This is a genomic window from Methylocystis sp. Uni0008 (genome assembly GCF_056838045.1).
In genome coordinates, this window is the sequence record NZ_CM166370.1 from 509037 (window position 1) to 529583 (window position 20547).

General features: G+C 63.9%; 13 protein-coding genes. 7 read left to right on the plus strand and 6 right to left on the minus strand.

Features of this window, described 5'->3' with window-relative positions:
- Positions 1-2: 2 nt before the first annotated feature.
- Both AC0X69_RS02605 and AC0X69_RS02610 read right to left on the minus strand, forming a co-directional pair.
- On the minus strand, positions 3-7472 hold the full coding sequence (locus AC0X69_RS02605) for an SDR family NAD(P)-dependent oxidoreductase (protein WP_482611004.1): 7470 nt from the start codon (positions 7470-7472) through the stop codon (positions 3-5).
- Positions 7473-7599: 127 nt separating this feature from the next.
- Complete coding sequence (locus AC0X69_RS02610; RefSeq protein ID WP_482611006.1) at positions 7600-8412, minus strand: hypothetical protein; 813 nt, start codon at positions 8410-8412, stop codon at positions 7600-7602.
- A 399-nt stretch (positions 8413-8811) separates the two neighbouring features.
- Between AC0X69_RS02610 and AC0X69_RS02615 the strand changes: the two genes are divergently transcribed.
- A complete protein-coding gene (locus AC0X69_RS02615) occupies positions 8812-10566 on the plus strand; it encodes an adenylate/guanylate cyclase domain-containing protein (protein WP_482611008.1) in 1755 nt (584 codons plus the stop codon).
- 3 nt (positions 10567-10569) lie between these two features.
- Here the strand turns inward: AC0X69_RS02615 and AC0X69_RS02620 are convergent, their stop codons facing one another.
- Positions 10570-10953, minus strand: a complete 384-nt coding sequence (locus tag AC0X69_RS02620; protein WP_482611010.1) for a YidH family protein — start codon at positions 10951-10953, stop codon at positions 10570-10572.
- A gap of 117 nt (positions 10954-11070) precedes the next feature.
- On the opposite strand from AC0X69_RS02620, the gene hflK reads away from it, so the two are divergent.
- From hflK to AC0X69_RS02635, 3 genes are all read left to right on the plus strand, one after another.
- Entirely contained in the window at positions 11071-12210 is a 1140-nt protein-coding gene (hflK, locus tag AC0X69_RS02625; protein ID WP_482611012.1) for an FtsH protease activity modulator HflK, read from the plus strand.
- Positions 12207-13133: a protease modulator HflC gene (gene hflC / locus AC0X69_RS02630; RefSeq protein WP_482611014.1), complete on the plus strand. Its 927-nt coding sequence runs from the start codon at positions 12207-12209 to the stop codon at positions 13131-13133. Before hflK ends, hflC begins: the two co-directional genes overlap by 4 nt.
- 64 nt (positions 13134-13197) lie before the next feature.
- The gene (locus tag AC0X69_RS02635) at positions 13198-14685 is read left to right on the plus strand and encodes a Do family serine endopeptidase (protein WP_482611016.1); all 1488 of its coding nucleotides are present in this window, start codon (positions 13198-13200) and stop codon (positions 14683-14685) included.
- A gap of 58 nt (positions 14686-14743) precedes the next feature.
- Here AC0X69_RS02635 and serB read toward each other — a convergent pair whose 3' ends face one another.
- Positions 14744-15658, minus strand: a complete 915-nt coding sequence (serB, locus tag AC0X69_RS02640; protein ID WP_482611018.1) for a phosphoserine phosphatase SerB — start codon at positions 15656-15658, stop codon at positions 14744-14746.
- A gap of 27 nt (positions 15659-15685) precedes the next feature.
- Between serB and miaA the strand changes: the two genes are divergently transcribed.
- A complete protein-coding gene (miaA, locus tag AC0X69_RS02645) occupies positions 15686-16627 on the plus strand; it encodes a tRNA (adenosine(37)-N6)-dimethylallyltransferase MiaA (protein ID WP_482611020.1) in 942 nt (313 codons plus the stop codon).
- On the opposite strand, the gene AC0X69_RS02650 is transcribed toward miaA, so the two are convergent.
- Positions 16590-17414, minus strand: a complete 825-nt coding sequence (locus AC0X69_RS02650) for an RMD1 family protein (RefSeq protein WP_482611022.1) — start codon at positions 17412-17414, stop codon at positions 16590-16592. The two genes, miaA and AC0X69_RS02650, sit on opposite strands and share 38 nt — an antisense overlap.
- A gap of 120 nt (positions 17415-17534) precedes the next feature.
- Here AC0X69_RS02650 and fdxA point away from each other — a divergent pair, with 120 nt between their 5' ends.
- Both fdxA and AC0X69_RS02660 read left to right on the plus strand, forming a co-directional pair.
- The gene (gene fdxA, locus AC0X69_RS02655; protein WP_482611024.1) at positions 17535-17873 is read left to right on the plus strand and encodes a ferredoxin FdxA; all 339 of its coding nucleotides are present in this window, start codon (positions 17535-17537) and stop codon (positions 17871-17873) included.
- A gap of 674 nt (positions 17874-18547) precedes the next feature.
- Complete coding sequence (locus AC0X69_RS02660; protein WP_482611026.1) at positions 18548-19621, plus strand: CarD family transcriptional regulator; 1074 nt, start codon at positions 18548-18550, stop codon at positions 19619-19621.
- 44 nt (positions 19622-19665) lie between these two features.
- Here AC0X69_RS02660 and AC0X69_RS02665 read toward each other — a convergent pair whose 3' ends face one another.
- Positions 19666-20544 carry an RNA polymerase factor sigma-32 gene (locus tag AC0X69_RS02665; RefSeq protein ID WP_482611028.1) on the minus strand — a complete coding sequence of 293 codons (879 nt, stop codon included), beginning with the start codon at positions 20542-20544 and terminating at the stop codon, positions 19666-19668.
- Positions 20545-20547 lie beyond the last annotated feature (3 nt).

Sequence of the window (20547 nt, forward strand, 5' to 3'; positions counted from 1 at the left end):
TGCTATTGATGCTGCCGCATGCCCTGTCGGGCGATCTGTTCGAGACTTGCGGCGACGACGATTTCCGGCGCGCCCGTGTTTCCGCGCTCGAGTTCTTCAAGGCAGCGGCGCTGCCCTTGATCGACGGCGATCGGGTAGATCTCCCTGGAGGCGTAGAGCTTGCGCAGATCGTCGTTGACCATGCCGCCGTCCCACGGTCCCCAGTTGATCGCGACGGCGTGAACATGCGGCCATTTGTGGCTCAATCTGTCGGCAAGCTTGTTGATCACTTCGTTTGCCGCGCTGTAGTCGCTCTGGCCGGCATTGCCGAAACGACCGGCGATCGACGAGAAGAAGACCAGGAATTTGAGAGTTTCCGGCCGCAATTTTTCAGCCAGCGCCATCGCCGGAATGACCTTCGTCTCGAACACCGTGTCGAAGGATTGAGGCGTCTTTTCTCGCATCATTCTGTCGTCGATGACGCCGGCGCCGTGCAGCACGCCGTCGATGCGGCCATAGCGGTCGTAGATCGAGTCGATCAGACGGCCGAAGGCGTCGCCGTCGCGGATGTCGAGCGCGTGGTATTCGACCTGCGCGCCTGCCGACCGCATCGCCGCGATGTTGTCGCGGATCTGGCGATCCTTAAGGATGCGTTTGATCGCGCTTTCGATTTCCGCGGGTTTGACCTTGGCGTTGCGCGCACGCGCCTCGCCGATGAGGTGCTGCCTCAACTCAGCATGATCCTTCAGTCCTCGCGTTGCTTCGGGCTCCTCGCCCGGCATCGGACTGCGTCCTACGAGGATGAGCCGCGAGCGGAATTTTTCGGCCATCGCGCGCGTCACGTCGGCGGTGATGCCGTAGGCGCCGCCGGTGACGAGCAGCACGCCGTCCTGCTCCAGGCGAAGCCCCGACAGATCGGCTGTCGGAACGCTCTGCTCGGCGAGATCGAGCTTGAAACGCTCGCTCTGGGTGAATCCCACTTCAACGGTGGGATCGCCGCCGCAACACTCCAGCAGAACTTCATCGATCAGCCGCTTCACATCCATCTCCGGATCGGCGTCAACGCATTTGACGCGCAGCTCCGGCCACTCCCGCGCCGCGGATTTGGCGACGCCGAGAGTGCCGGCGGGCGCCGCGGCGAAGGAGCGCGAGCCCCGAAGCCCGAACTGTCCATCGAAATCAGTGAGATTGACGAGAACGCCGCCGCCCGCCTTGGCGCTCTCCCTCAGATCCTTCTCGAACGCCTTCAGCAGCAGGAAGAGCTGCCGACCATGATCGAGACGCTCGTCCGGGGCGACGCCGCCGATGGTCTGCAGTCCGCAAAGATTAAAGATCGCGCCGACCTTTGCGCCCTCGTCGGCGAGCGTGCCGCGAAGCGCGTTCAAGGCATCGAGCGAAGACAAATCCGCCTCGACCCGGCCATCGTCGATGAGGCGAGTCTCGCCTCCGGGAGCAACCAAGCGAACTTGGCGGCCCTTGGTCTTCAAAGCGTCGCCGAAGGCGGCGCTCAGTTCCGGCGCGCCGCCGACCACAAGGATCAGGCGGTCCGCGGGAAAGTCGTTAACTTGCCTTGAAGCGTCCCGCGGCGCGGCCACTGGGGTGACCGCATAACGCTGCACATCCGCGGAACTTGCCTTCGGGGCGTCAGACTCCGCTGTCTCAGGCAAGGAGAGCGACAGCGGAGTCTGAGATTTTTTTCTTGAGTCGGAGCCTCCAGCCTCGGCCTGAGATTTCCGCAATTGATCATACCAGTCGACGATCGCATTCAAGGTCTTGAGGCCGGACAGCTCCTCGAAGACCTTTTCTTCGTCCTGGTTCTCCATGAACGAGTGATTGTCCTTGAGCTTGCTCAGGATCTCGATCCGCTTGATGGAGTCGATGCCGAGATCGGCCTCCATATGCGCGTCGAGATCGAGCATGTCTTCGGTGTAGCCCGTGCGCTCGACCACCGCCTGCAACAGATCGGCCTTGAACGCCTCGGTCGACGCAAGCTGCTTGGGAGCCTTCTGGCCGTTCCCCTTTGCGGCGCCGGCGCCATTCGCCGCCGGCTTGGCGGCGACCGGCGGAGCGACGGCCGGAGGCGCGCCCGCCGCGCGCGGCGCGGACTGCGGTGCCTTGCCATTCGGCGTCGCGGTCAGCTTCGGCAGCACAGGCGCTGGCGGAACGAAGACGCCGACCGGAGTCGGAGCGACCGTCGGCTGTTCGGCGATTAGGAACGGGATCGGCTCTGTGCCGAACGCTGTTCTTTCAACCGCGCCATTGCTGTTCGCGCCGAGCAGCTGTCCCTGGAACTCGAAGAAGCGGCGCAGCACGTCCTGCTGTTCACGCTGTAGATCGATGAGTTGCGCCAAACTGTTCTGCACTTGGGCGAACCGCGATTCAGCGCCCAATGCGCTGACCGCGCCAAGCGCTGGCGATGGTACGTGAGTAGACAAGGCTTTGCTCCTCTCGCGTTCGACGCCGAATGATGGCGCCGATGGTGGATGGGCTGGTGCGTTCCCATTGGTTCTGGTTTCTTGCGGCGCTGCGGGCCCCTTCACAGGCGCCGGCTGCGCGGCGGCGCCGGCGGCGCGCTTCTGCGGCTTTACTTCGCCGCGCCAGGGCTCGGCGCGCCCGCCATTCACCCGCCACGCCATGGGCCCCGGATTGGCCTTGGCGCGGGCCTGCTCGAAGACTTGCGCGAGACTCATCTCCGCGAGTCCGCGCCGCGCGAACCATGGCGCAAGATCGACCGGCAGGCCGAGCGCAAACGCCCGCGCCAGCAGCTGCGCGAGCTGCAGCCAGCCCGAACGCTCCGGCGCGTCGACTGACAGCGTCGTGTGCGGCCGATCGCCGAGAATGCGGCCAACAAGCCCGCTCAGCACCTGCCCCGGACCCGCCTCGATGAAGACTCGCGCCCCGGCCGCGTAGAGGCGTTCGATCTCATCGACGAAGCGCAAGGGTTCGACGATGTGACGCGCCAGCAGCGCGCGAATCTCCGAAGGCTCCTCGGGATAGCGGTCGCCCGTAGTGTTGCTGAACACTTTGATCTTCGGCGGTCGGAACGTCACCGAGCCGAGTTCCGCCGCTAGCGCCGCTTGCGCCCCCGCCATTGCGCTACAGTGGAACGCCGCCGTCACCGGCAGCCGCTTGACGCGCACGTCCTCCCCGCTGAGCGCCTTCACCGCGGCGTCGACCGCCGCGATTGGCCCTGCGATGATCGTCTGGTCAGGGGCGTTTAGATTCGCGACGCTCACCGCCAGTTCGAGACGCTCGATCGCTTCGAGGGTCCATGCCTCATTGGCGTTGACCGCGGCCATCGTCGCCGGCTGCGCGCCGGAAATCTCCTTGGAGATGCGGCCGCGCGCGTCGGAGATGCGGATCAGATCCTCGCGCGACATAACCCCCGCGACGCAGAGCGCGACATATTCGCCATAGCTGTGGCCGGCGACGAAGTTGGGCTTCACGCCGAACGTCGATAGCGCGTCATAGGCCGCGAGGCCCGCCAATCCGAGCGCCGGCTGCGCGACGCGCGTGTCGTTCAACTCCGCCTGCTGACGCTCCCGCTCCTCCTTGCTGAAGACCGGCACGGGATAGACATATTGCGACAGCGGCTTCGGCAGCGCGCCCCTGAGCATCGCGTCGGCCCGCTCGAACAAGGCGTAGGCTGACGGACGCGTGAGCACGAGATCGCGAAGCATGTTGATCTGCTGCGAGCCCTGCCCTGGGAACAGGAAGCAGACGGCGCCGCTATCGCCGCGATGTTGCAGGGTCCGATAGTAGATCCCGCTTGGCGCGCTGAGCGTCGCCTTACCTTGATGGCTGCGCAGGAAGAATTCGAGCTTACCCTTCAGGTCGGCGACAGAATTCGCCACAATGGCGAGCTGCACGATCTGACCGCCGTTCTTCGGCCGCAGCCTGGCGTCGTCGAGGGACGCCGAAAAGGCGAGTTGCGCGAGATCGAGCTCCGGCGTCTGCTCGACGCCCTGCAGCAGCGTCTGGACCGCTTCTTCCAGCGCCTCGACGCTCGAGCGGCTGAAGGCGAAGATCTCGGCGGCGCGCGGGTTCAGATCCTGAGCGTCGGACCCGCGGAAGTCGCCGCGATATTCTTCGAGAACGGTATGGAAATTGGTGCCGCCGAAGCCGAAGGCGCTGACGCCGCAACGTCGCGGCGCGCTGTCGCCGGCTCCGAGCCAGGGCCGGATTTCGGTGTTGATGTAGAAGGGTGATTTCGCGAAATCGACCCCCGACACCGGCTTTTCGACGCCGATGGTCGGCGGCAGCACGCGGTGCTTGAGCGCAAGGCTCGCCTTGATCAGCGCCGCGAGGCCGGCCGCCACCTTTGTGTGGCCGATCATCGACTTCACCGAGCCGACGGCGCACCGCTGCGGCGTTCCCGAAGCCGGACCGAAGACCATGTTCAGCGCGCCGATTTCGGATTTGTCGCCGACCGACGTGCCGGTGCCATGCGCCTCGATCAGAGTCACGCTCGATGGATCGACGCCGGCGTCGGCATAGGCGCGCTCCAGCGCCAGCACCTGCCCTTCGGGATGCGGCGCCGTCAGGCTGCGATTGTGCCCGTCGCTTGAGCTGCCAATGCCCTTGATGATCGAGTAGATCCTGTCGCCGTCGCGTTCGGCGTCGGCGAGCCTTTTCAAGACAACGGCGCAGACGCCTTCGCCGATGGCGATTCCGTCGGCGCCGTCATCGAAGGGACGACAGCGGCCGCGTGGCGATAGCGCATGGGTCTGCGCGAAGGACATGAAGCTGACGGGACCGTTGGTGCCATCCACCGCGCCGACGAGCGCGATGTCGGCGTCGCCGCTGCGCAACTGCTTGATGCCGACGTCGAGCGCGGCGAGCGAGGACGCGCAGGCGGCGTCGACGGTGAAATTCGCGCCGCGCAGATCGAGTCGATTGGCGACGCGCCCGGCAACGACATTGCCGAGAAATCCCGGAAAGGAGTCTTCCGTCCACTTTGGCAATTCATCCTGATAGAGCGACTCCAGGATCTGCTGGCGCGCTTCCTCGGAGACGCCTTCGGCTTTCGGCAGATAATGCGCGAGCAGGGTCCGGAAGATGTAGATCGTTCCGAGATCGTTCATGCCCCCAGAGGCGAAAATCGTCGCCGTGCGCTCCCGCGAGAACGGCCGGCGATCCAGTCCGGCGTCTTCCAGCGCCATGCTCGACACGAGCAGCGCGAGAAGCTGCACAGGCTCGATCGAACGCAGACTCGCGGGCGGGATGCCGTAGCGCGTCGGTTCAAAAAAGACGTCGTCGAGGAAGCCGCCCCACTTCGAATAGACCTTGTCGGGGACGCCGCGCTTGGGCTCGTAAAAGTCCTCCGGCCGCCAGCGATCCTCCGTCACCTCGCGAACCGAGTCGACCGCCAGCATAATGTTGCGCCAGTAGCTGCGCACATCCTTCGCGCCCGGCAGCAGACAGGCCATGCCGACGACGGCGATTTCCTCGCGCGGTTCTCGCTTAGTGGCGCTCGAGCGCTTGTCGGCCCTCGCGAACGCCGCCTGCGCGCCAGAGGAGACCGCCTGATGCAGCTCCGCCATGCTGAGCCGGGAGTCGCGCAGGCGTGCGACTTCGCCCATCATATACATGCCTTCACGCCGCTGCGCGTCGGCGTCGAGGCTGACGAATTTCTCGTTGTTCTCCTTGGCCGCGGGATTCTCATTGCGCGTCACGCCCTTTGACGCGATGCGCAGCCGCCCGATGTTGAGCATCTCGAGCGCCATGAGAATTTCTTCTTCCGACTTGCCCTGCAAAATAAGATCGCTTCGGGCCTTGTCGAACTCCGCGCAGAAACTGGTGTTGGCGCAACGCGTGAACGAGCCGACTCCCGATTGCAGCAGAGCGGTCTCGCGGCAGTCGATCGCTTGATTCTGGAATTCCTTGACGATCGCGCCGGTCCGCACCGCCTCTTCGGTGAAGAGATAGGCGGTGCCCATGAGCACGCCGACTTTCATTCCCTTTGCGGCGAGCGGCGCCGCCAGCACCGACACGATCGCGGCCGAGAGCCCGTCATGAACGCCCCCGGCGAAGAGGATCTGCATTGTCTCGGGATCATCGATCTTCGCGCTCAGCAGCGTGTCGATGGCCGACTCCCAGAGCACGAAGCTGGTGCGCGGCCCGGTATGCCCGCCGCATTCGCTTCCCTCGAAAATGAATTTGCGCGCGCCTTCCTTGATGAAACCCTGAAGGAGACCGGGCGACGGCACATGCAGATAGGTCGAAACGCCGAGCGCCTCGAGCTCCTTGGCCTGGCTCGGCCTGCCCCCCGCGACGATCGCGAATGGCGGCTTGACCTCGCGGATGGCCTCCATTTGCTCCTGCCGCAAATCAAGCGGCATGAAGCCCAGGATGCCGACGCCCCAGGGCCGCGCGCCCATGAGCTCTTTGGTCTTCGTAAGCAGCGAACGCACTTCCGGGCCCCGCATGACCGCAAGCGCCAGGAACGGCAGTCCTCCCGCGCGCGACACCGCGTCGGCGAAAGGCGCGACGTCGCTGACGCGCGTCATCGGTCCCTGCGCGATGGGAAAGCGGGCGCCATGCAGTTTCGCGAGGGCGGAGTCTGGCCGCAGCGGATTTTGCGCGCGCGCCTCGGCGAGCGCTGGCTCTATGCCGTCGCGCAGCGCCGCGATCACTCGGCCCGTCGTGCCGTAGCGACGTCCCAGCGACGCCGCGAATGCGATGTCCTGTCCGAGCGCAATGAGCGCATCGTCGCGGTCGGCCAGCAACCGCCGCAACAGATCTCGCAGATCGTCACCCTTAGCGACGGCGACTTCGATCTCGCGGAGCTTGCCTCGACCATGTCGCCCCGATAGGCGAAACAGTTCAGAGCCTCGCCCGGCGACAATCGTTTCGCTGCCGTCGAACTGGCTCCACAGCCTTCTTTGGTCCGCGGATGCGCTCGGCCCCTCTTCCGTCAGCCAAAGCTGCTCGGCGAGAACGACGCCGCGCGCGCCGGAAAGCACCGCCGCCGCGGCGCTGCGCGTATTGACGCCGCCCTGTATCCAGTAGGGAATCTGTAGCTTCCCGCTGAGTTCCTGCAGCAAGATGAATGAGGTGGCGGAGCCGACCCATCCGCCCGCCTCGTGGCCTTTAACGATGAGGCCGTCGAAACCTTCCGCTTCCGCGAGCAGCGCCGAGTCGAGATCATGAACTTCCAGAATGATCCGTTGCGCCAACCCTTTCGCAGATTTGAGCACATCCGCCGCTTCTCGCGGCTTGACGCCTGTAAGAACCAGCAGCGGGAAGCCGCCTTGCGTGACTTCCGACAGATCATCGAGAGTTCGGTAAGGGCTTGTGGCGGCGTCCCATCTGACGCCCCAAGTCCCACGGTCCCCCGCTGATTTTCGCAGAACTTCGATCGCGTCAACGACCGCGGCGCCGTCCGCATTGCATCCCAGATCAAGAACGCCGGTCTCGCCCGCCTTGCAGGCTGCAATGGCGATTTGCGGGTCGAGGCAATGGCTCGGCGTGATCGCGATCACCGTTTCCATCTACATCTCCACGAGTTTCAATTTTGCTCCGCCGTGAGGCGGCTAAAGTCGTCTTCGCATAATGCTGTTCAGCATGGTGTGAGCGGCCACACACGCCCCTCGCCGGCGCTGGAATTGCTTGCTGCAGTCATGGACGCGGTCCGGCGTCGAACGTCGCTTCGCAATCGATGCTGAGCTGTTGCAAATAAGATGCCCATCGTGCGGTCGCTTCGGAGCAATGCGCGCTTCCGCCAACCATGGCGTTCTTCGGCGGCGCTCTGAGGAGCTGCGCCGTCGCGCTGCTCATCGGAAGGAATCCGCCCGCGCGCCGAAGCGCGCCATAACCCAAGAGCAGTCGCCGCAGCGCTGCGGCCAGACTTTCAGCGCGCGCCAGTTCGGCGGCGATCGGCTCCAACTCGGTCACGGCGACGGCGACCGCCGCCTCTTCAACTTTGAGTTCGGCTGTCTTGAGACTGCTCTCGGCGTTGACGAGTTCTTGCCGAAGGCAGTCAGAGGCCCGCTGCAACGAAGCCAACTTGTTCTCGAGAGCGAATCTCTTGTCCGCCAAGCGCTTCAGTTTCGGCGACAGTTCAAGCGCTCCAGCGCTTTCCTGCTCTGCGGCGCGAAGCAACGATTCCGCGCATTCTTCAGCGATCAGCCTGTCGAGACTGGCAAACCTCGCGAGCTTTCGCTGGATTGCGGCCGACAGATGCGTCGCGCGCGCCACCGCGTTTTGGATCCGGTCTCTTGTCGCCATAAGCGCATCACGTTCACGCTGCGCCGCTCGCAATTCAGAACGCGCTTTGATGCGCGACATATTCGCGTCATCGAGCGACTGCTCTTCAGCGTTCTTGAATCGTGGATTGAGAGCGATGACGCCGATCGCATCCGATCTGCGACCGTCAATGGATGCATCTGAATCAAAACACTGACTGAGCGTGACTGCATTGATGGCTTCCATCAATGTCCCTCCAAGAGAAGGCGCCAACCGTGCCCTGGCTAATTAATGTGCATAACGCCCATTAGTTGGGTGCGCTGCAGCAACTGCTGACAGTCAACGTTTCACTAGGAAAATCGTTGCATTGAGCTGGCGATTTTTTATTGGATTTTGCACCGCCAAATCACACGGAATAGGCTAACTCTTTTTCCGCATTTGATATTTTTTCTGCGATGTCAGAAATGCGACAGACCGCGTTGAGAAGCGAGAAGTTCGAAGCTCCTCCAAATGGATGAAGCGCGGTTCATCCATACGAACGAGTATCGGCGTGATGCTGAACTCCTCGCCCGCGCCTCAATCGGCGTCGATCAGGCGATTGTGCTATCATTGGCTGGCCGCTAGTTTCCAAACGCCCGGAAGCCGATGTCGAGATTCTTTGCGATCCCTCCGCTCTCACTATCGATCAAGAGAAAGATTTTGGGCATCGCTCTGACGCTCATCGTTTTGATGGTCGTCACGTCAGTCCTTTCCATGGTCATCGTGCACCGGGTCAGCGATCATTTTTCTGAACTCTCGACGAGCTACGTTCCTGCGTACGGAGATCTGGCGCGCGCTAATATTCGTTCGCTCGAGCGAGCGCTCGTGGTGCGGCGAATGGTCATCGCGCGGTCGGACGCGTCGAATGATCGCCACAAATTCGAAGCTCTCCGGGAGTCGCTGAACGAAAAAGGCGCTGCGGTCGAGCGAGAAGTCCTCTCGGCGCGCGGCCTGATCGGCGGACTGATCCTGAAGGGAAGCGCCTTCGGCGACGAGACACGTCTGGTGCGCATCGACAGCCGGCTCGACGAACTTCTGAAGGGGCCGCGCCGCTATCTGAACGAAGAGATCGAACGGCTGTTAAAAGCGCTCGAGGCGAACGACGCGCGCGTCGTGTCCGAAAGCCTTGCGCGCGTCGAGGCGTTACGCGACGACGTCAATCGAAATCTCGACTCTATAAGAAGCGACATGCTTGCGCTGTTGCAAGCCGACAGCGCCGTCACTGTCCAGGCGCAACGTCAGGTCACGATGATGGCGGCTGCTCTGACCGGATTCGCCGCCGCATTGGGCGTCGCGTTTTCGATCCTTGTCAGCAATGGCGTCACCGTTCCGGTTCGAAGACTGCTCGAAGGAACGCGCGCGGTCGAGGCCGGCCGACTCGACGAGGTGATCGCGGTCACGACCCGCGATGAAATTGGCCACCTCACCGCGGCGTTCAACCGCATGGTCGAGCAATTGCGATTGAAGGAGCGCATCCTCGACACGTTCGGCAGATATATCGATCCGCGCGTGGTGAAGGGCCTGATCGATGCGCCGACGCTTGCGGCCGAAGGTCAGCGCCGCGTCATGACGGTCCTCTTTTGCGACGTCGCCGGCTTCACCACGACCAGCGAGCGCATGACGCCGCAAGGTCTCGTGAAAATCCTCAATCAATATTTCTCGACGATGTCGACGCCGATCCGCGAGAACGAAGGAATCATCGACAAATATATCGGCGACGCGATCATGGCTTACTGGGGCCCGCCCTTCAACGAGGACAGCGAACAGACGCAGCTTGCCGCGCTCGCCGCGGTCGATATGCTCGATCGCCTCGCGATTTTGCGTCAGTCCTTTCCCGAACTTCTCGGCATGCGCACCGCGCCGATATCGTTCGATCTGCGCATTGGCGTCGCGACGGGAGAAGCGCTCGTCGGCAGCATCGGCTCCGAGCATATGATGAATTACACGGTCATCGGCGACACCGCCAATCTCGCGGCGCGTCTGGAGGGCGCGAACAAGATTTACGGCACGCGTATACTGGCGTCGGAGGCGACGGCCACGGGCGCCGCCGACGTCGTCGAGACGCGCGAAATCGATCTCGTCGCGATGGCGGGACAGTCCAGGCCTGAACGGATCTACGAAATCATGGCCTGCAAGGGGGGACTGACCGGCGAGCAGAATGCGCTGCGCGCGCGCTTCGCAGAAGGACTTGCCGCCTATCGCGCCCGTTCGTGGGAGAGAGCGCGCAATGCGTTCTCACAAGCGCTAGCCGTCGCGCCGGACGATGGGCCGTCGCGGGCGTTTCTGCGGCGCATCGACGCTTGTATCGCCGCGCCGCCGGATGACGGCTGGGATGGATCCTGGAAGCTCGAGCAAAAGTGAAGCTCACGCCACCGCGAGATAGGCGCTGAACCCGGCGACGGCGAGCAGCAGCATGGCCAGAAAGTAGAGGCTCATGCGCGTTGCGCGCGTCGTATAGAGTTCGTCGCGCGAGAGCAGCCGCGCGGTGTGAATGAAGCGAATCGTCGAGATCACGATCAGCGTCACGCCTGCCGCGATGAGCGCCTCGCCGCCATAGCGTCCCGCGGGATGTTCCAATCGGTGGATGTTCAGTCGTTCGGCGTTGACGGTCACCGCGCCGGCGATGGTCAACAGGAAAAGATTGAAACGCTCGATGACGAAGCCGAGCGCGATGACCGCGACGCCGGTCCGAACCCAGGCGAGAAAGGTCCGCTCATTGGCCGCGACATTGGCATAATCGCGAATCATCCCGTCTCCTCCGCACATGGTCCCAGCGCCCCGCGTCATTGCCGCAGCGGCGTCGAATGCCTATAACATTGCCAACTCGGCGCGTGCGCCGTCCCATTCCTCTTATTGCGAGACGAAATGCCCTGGAGCGATCAAGGCGGACCGCGCAACCAGAACAATAATCCGTGGGGTCAGCCCGGAGGCCCGTGGGGACAAGGCCCGGGCGGCCAACCTCCAGACCTCGAAGAAATGCTGCGCCGCAGCCAGGAGAGCCTGAAGCAGTTCCTGCCCGGCGGATTTGGCGGCCGGGGGCTCGCGATACTGGTGCTGGTCGCCGTGCTCGCATGGTTGCTTTCGGGACTTTACACGGTCGGACCCAACGAGATCGGTCTCAATCTGATCTTCGGCAAATATATGGGGAAGACTCAGGCGGGCCTGAACTACAATCTTCCCGGCCCGATCGGCTCGGTCATCAAGCTTGCGGTCACCGACCGCAACATCACCGACGTCGGCTTTCGCGAGGAATCTCCGGTCGTCGTGGACGGACGCCGCCGTGGCCCCGTTTCGACTCCCAGAGGGCCCGAAGCGCCTGAAGAAAGCCTGATGCTCACGGGCGACGAAAATATCGCCGACGTCAAGTTCAGGGTGATTTGGCAGATCGATCCTGCGAAGCCTGAGGACTACGCCTTCAACGTCGCCAACCCGCCGCTGACCGTAAAGGCCGTGGCGGAGAGCGCGATGCGCGAAATCGTCGGACAATCGCAGATCCAGAAAATTCTGACGGCCGATCGTAAAGTGATCGAACCCGCCTCGCAGCAGCTGATGCAGAAGGTGCTCGACGACTATCACGCGGGCGTCCTGGTGCTGCAGGTGCTGCTGCTCTCCGTCGATCCCCCGCAGCAGGTCATCGCCGCCTTCCGCGACGTCACCGCCGCTCAGCAGGATTTGCAGCGGCTCGGCAATGAGGCCGAGGCGTACGCCAACCGGGTCGTGCCGGAAGCGCGCGGCGCCGCTGCCCGCATTCTGCAGGAAGCGGAAGCCTATCGGGAGCAGATCGTCGCGGAGGCGCGCGGCCAGGCGTCCCGCTTCGAGCAGATCTACACGCAGTATAAGAACGCGCCGGCCATTACCCGAGAGCGTCTCTATATCGAAACGATGGAGCGTGTGCTCGGCGGAGCGGACAAGGTCATTCTCGACGATCCCTCGAAAGGCGGCGCCAGCGTCGCGCCCTTCGTGCCTCTGCCCGCCTTCGCGCCCTTCCAAGGAGGCCGCAAATGAAATCTGGCCTTCTCTTCACGCTCGCCGTCGCCGCGCTTCTCGCCGTCATCGCTCTTGCCGGCGCTCTGTTCACCGTCTCGCAGACCGAACAGGCTTTGGTGCTGCGTTTCGGCGAGCCCGTTCCCGGCCGAGGCTTAATCACCGAGCCGGGCCTGCATTTCAAATTTCCGCTCGTCGAAAACGTGGTGCTGTTCGACAACCGCATCCTCGACGTCGAGAGCCCCAATCTTGAAGTGCTGGCCGCCGATAATCAGCGGCTCGAGGTCGACAGCTTCATCCGCTATCGCATCATCGACGCGCTGCGGTTCTACCAAACCGTCAACAGCGTCATGGGCGCGAACAACCAGCTCGGCTCGGTATTGAACTCCGCCGTGCGCCGCGTGCTGAGCGAAGCCAACCAGCAGCAGATCGTGCGCGACGAGCGCGCCGCCCTGATGGTCAAAATCAGGGAGCAGGCCGACCGCGAAGCCCGGAAGTTCGGCGTGCAGGTCGTCGACGCGCGCATCCGTCGCGTCGATCTCCCGCAGCAGATCTCGGAAAAGGTTTTCGGGCGGATGCAGACCGAGCGCCAGCGCGAGGCGGCGGAATATCGCGCGCAGGGCTCGGAACAGGCGCAAAAAATCACCGCCAAGGCCGATCGCGACGTGATCGTGCTGAAAGCGGAGGCGCAGCGCCAGGCGGATCAGACCAAGGGCGAAGGCGACGCGGAACGCAACCGCATCTTCGCCGAGGCGTTTGGGCGGGACCCGGATTTCTTCGCGTTCTATCGGTCGATGCAAGCCTATGAGAGCGCTTTCAAGCCGGGCGAAACGCGGTTCCTGATCAGCCCGCGTTCGGAGTTCTTCCGTTTTTTCTCCGCTCCGGAAACGAGAGCCGCGGTGAGCGCGGCGCAGTCGGATCCGGAGCAAAGCCAAAAAAAGTGACCCGCAAGCGCGTGCGTTGAGCCGCGCCCGGGCATATCTTGTCCCTCGACAGGAGACACAACATATGACGTCCGCACTTCGACGCGCCGCGAGAGCGATCCTCGCGACCGCGCCCGTACTCTACTTCCTCGCCGCTCCGGCGCAGGCGAAAGGGCCCGACTCGCTTTCGGAACTCTCCGCCCAGGTCTCGGACGCGGTGGTCAATATCTCCGCAACGACGGTGGATGCGAAACGCAGCTCCCGGAGCGACGGTCCCAACCTGCCGCCCGGACTCGGGCCCGGCGCTCCCTTTGACGATCTCTTCGAGGAGTTCTTCCGGCGGCGCGGCCAGGGCATGCCGGAACTGCCGCGTCAGCGCCGGTCGAGTTCGCTCGGCTCGGGTTTCGTGATCGACCCGTCGGGCATTGTCATCACCAACAATCATGTGATCGCCGACGCCAATGAGGTGACGGTGATCTTCAACGACGGTCAAAAGCTCAAAGCGGAGGTCCTGGGCAAGGATCAGAAGGTTGACGTCGCCGTTCTGAAGGTGAAGCCGGAGAAGCCGCTGAAGGCGGTCAAGTTCGGCGACAGCGATAAGGCGAAGGTGGGCGACTGGGTGCTCGCCGTCGGCAACCCCTTCGGACTGGGCGGATCCGTGACGGCAGGCATCGTCTCGGCGCGCAACCGGAACATCGATAGCGGTCCCTACGACAACTACATCCAGACCGACGCCTCCATCAACAAGGGCAATTCCGGCGGACCGCTGTTCAACATGGACGGCGAGGTCATCGGCATCAACACCGCGATTCTGTCGCCTTCTGGCGGCTCGGTCGGCATCGGCTTCGCGACGCCGGCGAATACGGTGGAGCCTGTGATCGTGCAGTTGCAGCAGTTCGGCGAGACCCGCCGCGGCTGGCTGGGCGTCCGCATCCAGAACATCGACGACGCCATCGCGGAAACGCTCAACCTCGGTGGAACGCGCGGCGCGCTCGTCGCCGGCGTCGACGACAAGGGTCCCTCGAAGCCGGCCGGGCTGAAGGTCGGCGACGTCATCATCAAGTTCGACGGCAAGCCGATCAAGGAATCGCGCGACCTGCCGAAGCTCGTCGCGGCCACCCCGGTCGGCAAGGATGTCGAACTCGTCGTGGTTCGCGGCGGCAAGGAGCAGACCAAGATCGTCAAGCTCGGCCGGCTCGAGGATGGCGAGAAGGTCGCGTCGAAAGACGGCGACAAGGACAAATCCGAAGGCGGCGGCGGCGACGGGTCCTCGCAGAGCGTGCTGGGGCTTGAACTGTCGCGTCTCTCGGATGAGTTGAGGACGCGTTACCAGATCAAGGACGCCGTCAAGGGCGGCGTCGTCATCACCGCTGTCGATCCACGTTCGGAGGCGGCCGAGAAGCGCCTGCAGGCGGGCGAAGTGCTTCTGGAGGTGAATCAGGAAGCGGTGAGCGACCCGGCGGACGTCGTCAAGAAGATCAAGACGCTCAAAAGCTCGGGCAAGAAGACGGCGCTGCTCATCGTCGCGAACGGACAGGGCGACGCGCATTTCGTGGCTTTGCCGGTGGAGTGAAAACCGCTGGCGTCGGCGTTTAATTCTAACGCGACCAACCCGGCGCCAAGGCGCCGGGTCAATTCACAAACTGCTCCCTGCGAAAGCCCTGTGCATAAAGCAGCGCCGTCAGATCGGCGTGATCGACGCGCGCGTCAGCCGCTTCCGCCACCTTCGGCTTGGCGTGAAAGGCGACGCCCAGGCCCGCTTCGCCCAGCATGTCGAGATCATTGGCGCCGTCCCCGATCGCCAGCGTCGCCTCCTGCGGCAGCCCTCGCGCCTTGCGCAATTCGAGAAGCGCGGCGCGCTTCGCCTCGCGGCCAAGGATCGGCGCAACAACCGTGCCGGTCAGCGCGCCGTCGACAATTTCGAGCACATTGGCGCGCGTCTCCTGAAAGCCGAGGCGCGCGGCGACTGGCTCGGTGAATTGCGTGAACCCGCCAGACACGAGAGCGGTATACGCGCCATGCGCGCGCATGGTGCGCACGAGTTGAGGCGCCCCCGGCGTCGCCGTGATGCGCGTCAGCAGCGTTTCGATCTGCGCGAGGGTGACGCCGGCGAGCAGCGCGACGCGCTCCTTCAAGGCGCCTTCGAACGCGATCTCGCCCCGCATGGCGCGCTCGGTGATCGCCGCGACATGCTCGCGCAGGCCAACGAGGTCGGCAAGCTCGTCGACGCATTCCTGTCCGATCATCGTCGAATCCATATCGGCGACCAGCAGTTTCTTGCGCCGCCCCGACGTCGGCTGAACGATGACGTCGATCGGATCCTCGGCGATCGCCGCCTGCAGTCGCGCCCGCAGATCGGCGAGGTCATGCCCGAGGTCATGCCCCTGTCCTGACAAGAACGCATCGACGGCGAGATCAGGCGCGAGCCAGTCGCGCCCGGCGTCGACGAGTCCAGCGTCGTAGAGTGCGCCAGACACGGCGCGTTCGGTAAGCGCCGCGCCCCGACCGGCGACGAAGGTCGCGACGAACTCGAGGGGCTTTGACATCTCCACCGTTTCAGGGGCAATAGCGCCATGCGCGCGCGCGCCATCCTCATTGCAGGTCCAACCGCTTCGGGCAAGTCCGCGCTGGCGCTCGAACTCGCTCGAGATCGTGCGGCCGCGGTCGTCAACGCCGACTCGATGCAGGTCTATCGCGACCTGCGGATCCTCACTGCGCGTCCCACCGAGGAGGAGGAAGCCGCCGCGCCGCATTTTCTCTTCGGCCACGTCGACGCCGCGACGAACTATTCCGTCGGACGCTGGCTTGAAGATTTCACGCGCGTGTTGCGCGACCTCGATGCGCGCAAGATGAGTCCCATACTGGTCGGCGGTACGGGAATGTATTTCAAGGCCGCGCTTTACGGACTCTCAAACATTCCGGCGGTGTCCGGAGAGGTGCGTGAAGCAATACGCGCCTGGGCGCAGGACAGGACGCCGCAACAGCTTCACGCCGAACTCGCCGCCCGCGATCCGGATACGGCCGCCGTTCTGCGCGAAACCGATCCGCAGCGGCTGCTGCGCGCCCTTGAAGTCCTGGAAGCGACCGGCAAGCCGCTCGTCTCATTCCAGGGCCCGCGCAGCCCGCCGATCCTGAACGCGTCGGAATGCGCGGCGTTTTTCCTCGCGCCCGAGCGCGACGCGCTCTACGCGCGCATCGACGCGCGATTCGAGAAGATGATTCAGGCGGGCGCGCTCGATGAGGTCGCGGCGCTCAAAGCGCGCGAACTCGATCCGTCGCTGCCGGCGATGCGCGCGCATGGCGCGCCCCACCTCATCGCTTATCTCGATGGACGCTTGAGGCTCGCGGACGCTATCCTGCGCAGTCAGCTCGACACGCGCCATTACGCGAAGCGACAGTTCACCTTCGCGCGCCACCAGCTGCCGAACTTCAAATGGCTCGCCGGCGAAACGCCGCTGCGCGACGCAGAAGCCGCGCTCAACTCATGCGCGCGACCCACATCTGGAAGAGCGTGAGCACGATCTCCATGGCGATCAGGATGATGATCGTCCACTCCAGACGAACGGAGCGCGCCGCGTCGATGAGATCCGTGAGCGCCCGGGCTGTCTCGCCGATTACGTCGATCTTGGCGTTCAGCGTGCGCGCCCGCGGCGTAAGGTCATACTCGTCCTCCAGACGCGCATAGAGCCGTTCGAGGTCGGGGCGATCCCAGAGCACGTCGGGTTTGTCGTCGACGGCGACTCGGCCGGAGACGCGATGGCGCACGAGCAAAGTCTGGCCGATCAGCTCCAGCATGGATTTACGCTTCCATGGCGGGCTGCCCCGCGCCGCAAGCTCGGCCGCGAACGGCTCGATGGTGTCGAACACCGCGTTGACGCGGCGCTCGTCGCGCGCCAGGGCGACGCTCTTCGCAAGGACGTCGGCGATCACCAGCAACCGCGCCTCGGAAAGATCCTTTACCGCCAGGCGTCCGTCGGGAAGCGCCTTCTCCTCGCCGTCCGGCGTCGCTTCGATGATCAACGTCTCGTCATCGCCGCGGGAGGCGCCTGAGACGCGCAGCCCGATCTTCTTCACGATCTCGTCCTCTTCCAGCGGCGACAGCCCGAAGAGCACGGCGACCCCGAAACGATACAGCACGGCGAATCCGCTCTGACCGACATGGAAGGCGAGAGGCGCGGTGGACACCAGGTCCGCCCGCTCGAGCCCTTCTGTATCGAGTCGCTCGCCGAGCAGCAGCGCGCGCGCCGTCAGCGCCTGCCGGCTCATGGCGGCGGTCGCCGGCGAATTAAGGGTTTCGACCATCTGCTGACCTTGTGAGTTTCGTGCCCGAGTATATCTCCGATGCACGCTTTCGTTCTGCTCGCCTTGCGTGACGCTGGCAAAAAAGCTAGCAAGCGGCGAGGTCGCGGAGAGATCACCCTCATGACTTATGTCGTCACGGAAAACTGCATCAAGTGCAAGTATATGGATTGCGTCGAAGTGTGTCCGGTGGACTGCTTCTACGAAGGCGAGAACATGCTGGTGATCCATCCGGACGAGTGCATCGACTGCGGCGTTTGCGAACCCGAGTGCCCGGCGAACGCGATCAAGCCGGATACGGAAGAGAATCTCGAACAGTGGCTGCAGCTTAACGCTGAGATGGCGCAGAACTGGCCCAACATCACGATCAAGCGCGATCCGCCGCCGGACGCCAAGGAATGGGACGGCAAGCCAGGCAAGTTCGAACAGTTCTTTTCGCCGGAGGCGGGTCAGGGAGACTGAACAGCGTTCAGCGCCGAGCTTTGGCGTTCAAGCGTGAAAACCCAGTTTCCATATCGTTAATTTATTTGAAACGCCAAAGATCACAAGGCGTTAGCTTGATCCTGCCCGGCAGGCTGGGGGCGCTCCGCGCCTATGCGGCTTTGATTTCCACACCTCGGCGTGTTATAAATATCACACACTAGATTCACGCCTTGTCGAAAGACGACCCGGCGCCACAGTACCGTCTCGCGACTTAAATCGAAAGCCTCCTTTCTCGAAGCCGGCCGCGAGGCCGGCTGTCGGGTATGCGGCGCTCGCAAGGTTTCCACTAGCCGCCTTCGCGGTGTCGCGGCGCCCTCGCCGAGGCATAGGCGATTCGTCCGGCGGCAGAAGGTCCCGTCTCCACAGCGGGACAGCATAGGAGTAGCCCGCGTATGCCCTCCAGCAAGAATGCCGAGAAGAAGTCGTCCGCAACTGCCTCCACCGCAGCGGCGCGCGCCAAGGGCTCGGCTGGCCGCTCCAAGGCGCTCGCCAAGCGAGCCGCCAAGGGCGGCGCAACCAAGTCGGCCGCGGCGAGAAGTTCGACGTCGAAGAAATCAGCCAGCCGCTCCGCCTCGGCGAGCAAGCCATCGCGAGCCGCCGGTGCCTCCAGTCAGAAGACGAGCGCAAAATCCGTCGCCAAAACCAAGAGAACGATGACCTCAAAAGCAACGACGACGAAAGCCAGTTCGACCGCGAAGGACAAGACCGCCAAGACTGCCGCCGCCGCGGCGACGCGTCGGGCTTCGACGAGCGCTCGCGCCCTCACCCGCGCCACCGCCACGAAGACGGCGGCGAAAACTAACGCCAAGACTGCAGTCGCGACCAAAAACGCGACCAAGCGCGCAGTCGCGGCGAAGGCCGCAAAGTCGGCGGCTGAGAAGGTGAGCGCCGCCGCGAAGACGCCCGAAGCCAAGGCGCCCCAAGCGACGCCGGCGAAGCCCGTGGTCAGCAAGACGGCGCCGTCGAAGCCGATGAAGGCTGCGCCTGCCCCCACGGCGAAGGAGCAGCCGACGGTCAAGCCGGTCGAGGAGAAAAAGCCTGTGGCCGTCGCGCCGACGGCCGCAAAGCCGCGTCCTTTGCCTGAGCCGGAACCGAGGCCGGTGGATAAGACGCCTGCGCCTGCGCCCGCAACGCTTCCGGCCAAGCCGAAGGCTGCGCCTTCTCCGAAGACCGGCTTCAAGCTCCATGAGTTCATTGTCTACCCCGCGCATGGCGTCGGACAGATTGTCGGCGTCGAGACGCAGGAGGTCGCAGGCTTCAGCCTCGAGCTCTTCGTCGTGAGCTTCATCAAGGACAAGATGATCCTCAAAGTGCCGACGAGCAAAGTGGCCAATGTCGGCATGCGCAAGCTCGCCGAGACCTCCGTGGTCGACAAGGCGCTGCAGACGCTGAGCGGCCGTGCGCGGGTCAAGCGCACCATGTGGTCGCGCCGCGCCCAGGAATATGAGGCCAAGATCAACTCGGGCGATCTCGTCACGATCGCCGAAGTGGTCCGCGACCTCTACAGGTCCGACACGCAGCCGGAGCAGTCCTACTCGGAACGCCAGCTCTACGAGGCGGCCCTCGACCGCATGGCGCGCGAAATCGCGGCGGTGCGCAAACTCATCGATTCGGAGTCGCTGAAGCTCATCGAATCGTTTCTCCTGAAAGGACCGCGCCGCGGACCGAAAGCCGATGGCGATGTCGGCGAGGATGGCGACGAAACCGACGTCGACCGCGCAGCCTGATCTTGGAATAGAAAAACCCCGGAAGGACCTTCCGGGGTTTTTTCTTACGCTCTCGCCTCGTCGCCTGCGGCAGTCTCCTGCATGCGCGACAACGCCCGCCTCAGCTTGACGAGCGCGCGGCTTTCGATCTGGCGCACGCGTTCCTTGGAAATTCCAAGGCGATCGCCGAGCGTCTCAAGCGTCACCAGATTCTCAGCCAGCCGACGCTCGCGGACAATGCGCAATTCGCGCTCGGACAGGATTTCGAGCGCATCCTGGAGCCAGCGCGCGCGGCGGTCCGAATCCAGCGACTCTTCGACGACCTGATCGGGCAGCGGACTGTCGTCGACGAGAAAGTCCATGCGCTGCGCCGAGCCCGACGAGTCGTCATCGACAAGCTGCGCGTTCAGCGACACGTCGGAGCCCGAGAGACGCGAATCCATCATCTCCACGTCGGCCCGCGAAACGCCGATCGCATTGGCGATCGTCTGGAACGCGTCGACTGAATTGGCGCCGTAGTTTTCCCGCGCCAGTCGCGCGCGCAAGCGGCGCAGATTGAAGAACAGCGCCTTCTGCGATGAACTCGTTCCGCCGCGGACGATCGACCAATTGCGCAGCACATAATCCTGAATGGAAGCTCTGATCCACCATGTCGCGTAAGTGGAAAACCGCACGTCCCGCTCGGGCGCAAAGCGCGCGGCGGCTTCGAGAAGCCCGACGTGACCTTCCTGGACCAGATCGGCGAGCGGCAATCCGTAATGTCTGAATTTCGCCGACAACGCGATGACGAGACGCATATGGGCGGCGGTTAACTTATGCAGCGCCTTACCGTCGCCGCGCTCGCGCCAGGCGATGGCGAGCTGCTTTTCTTCCTCGCGCTCCAGGAAAGGCGCTTCAGCCGCAGCCTTAATCAACTCGCGCCCGAGTCCAGGCATATATGCCATGAC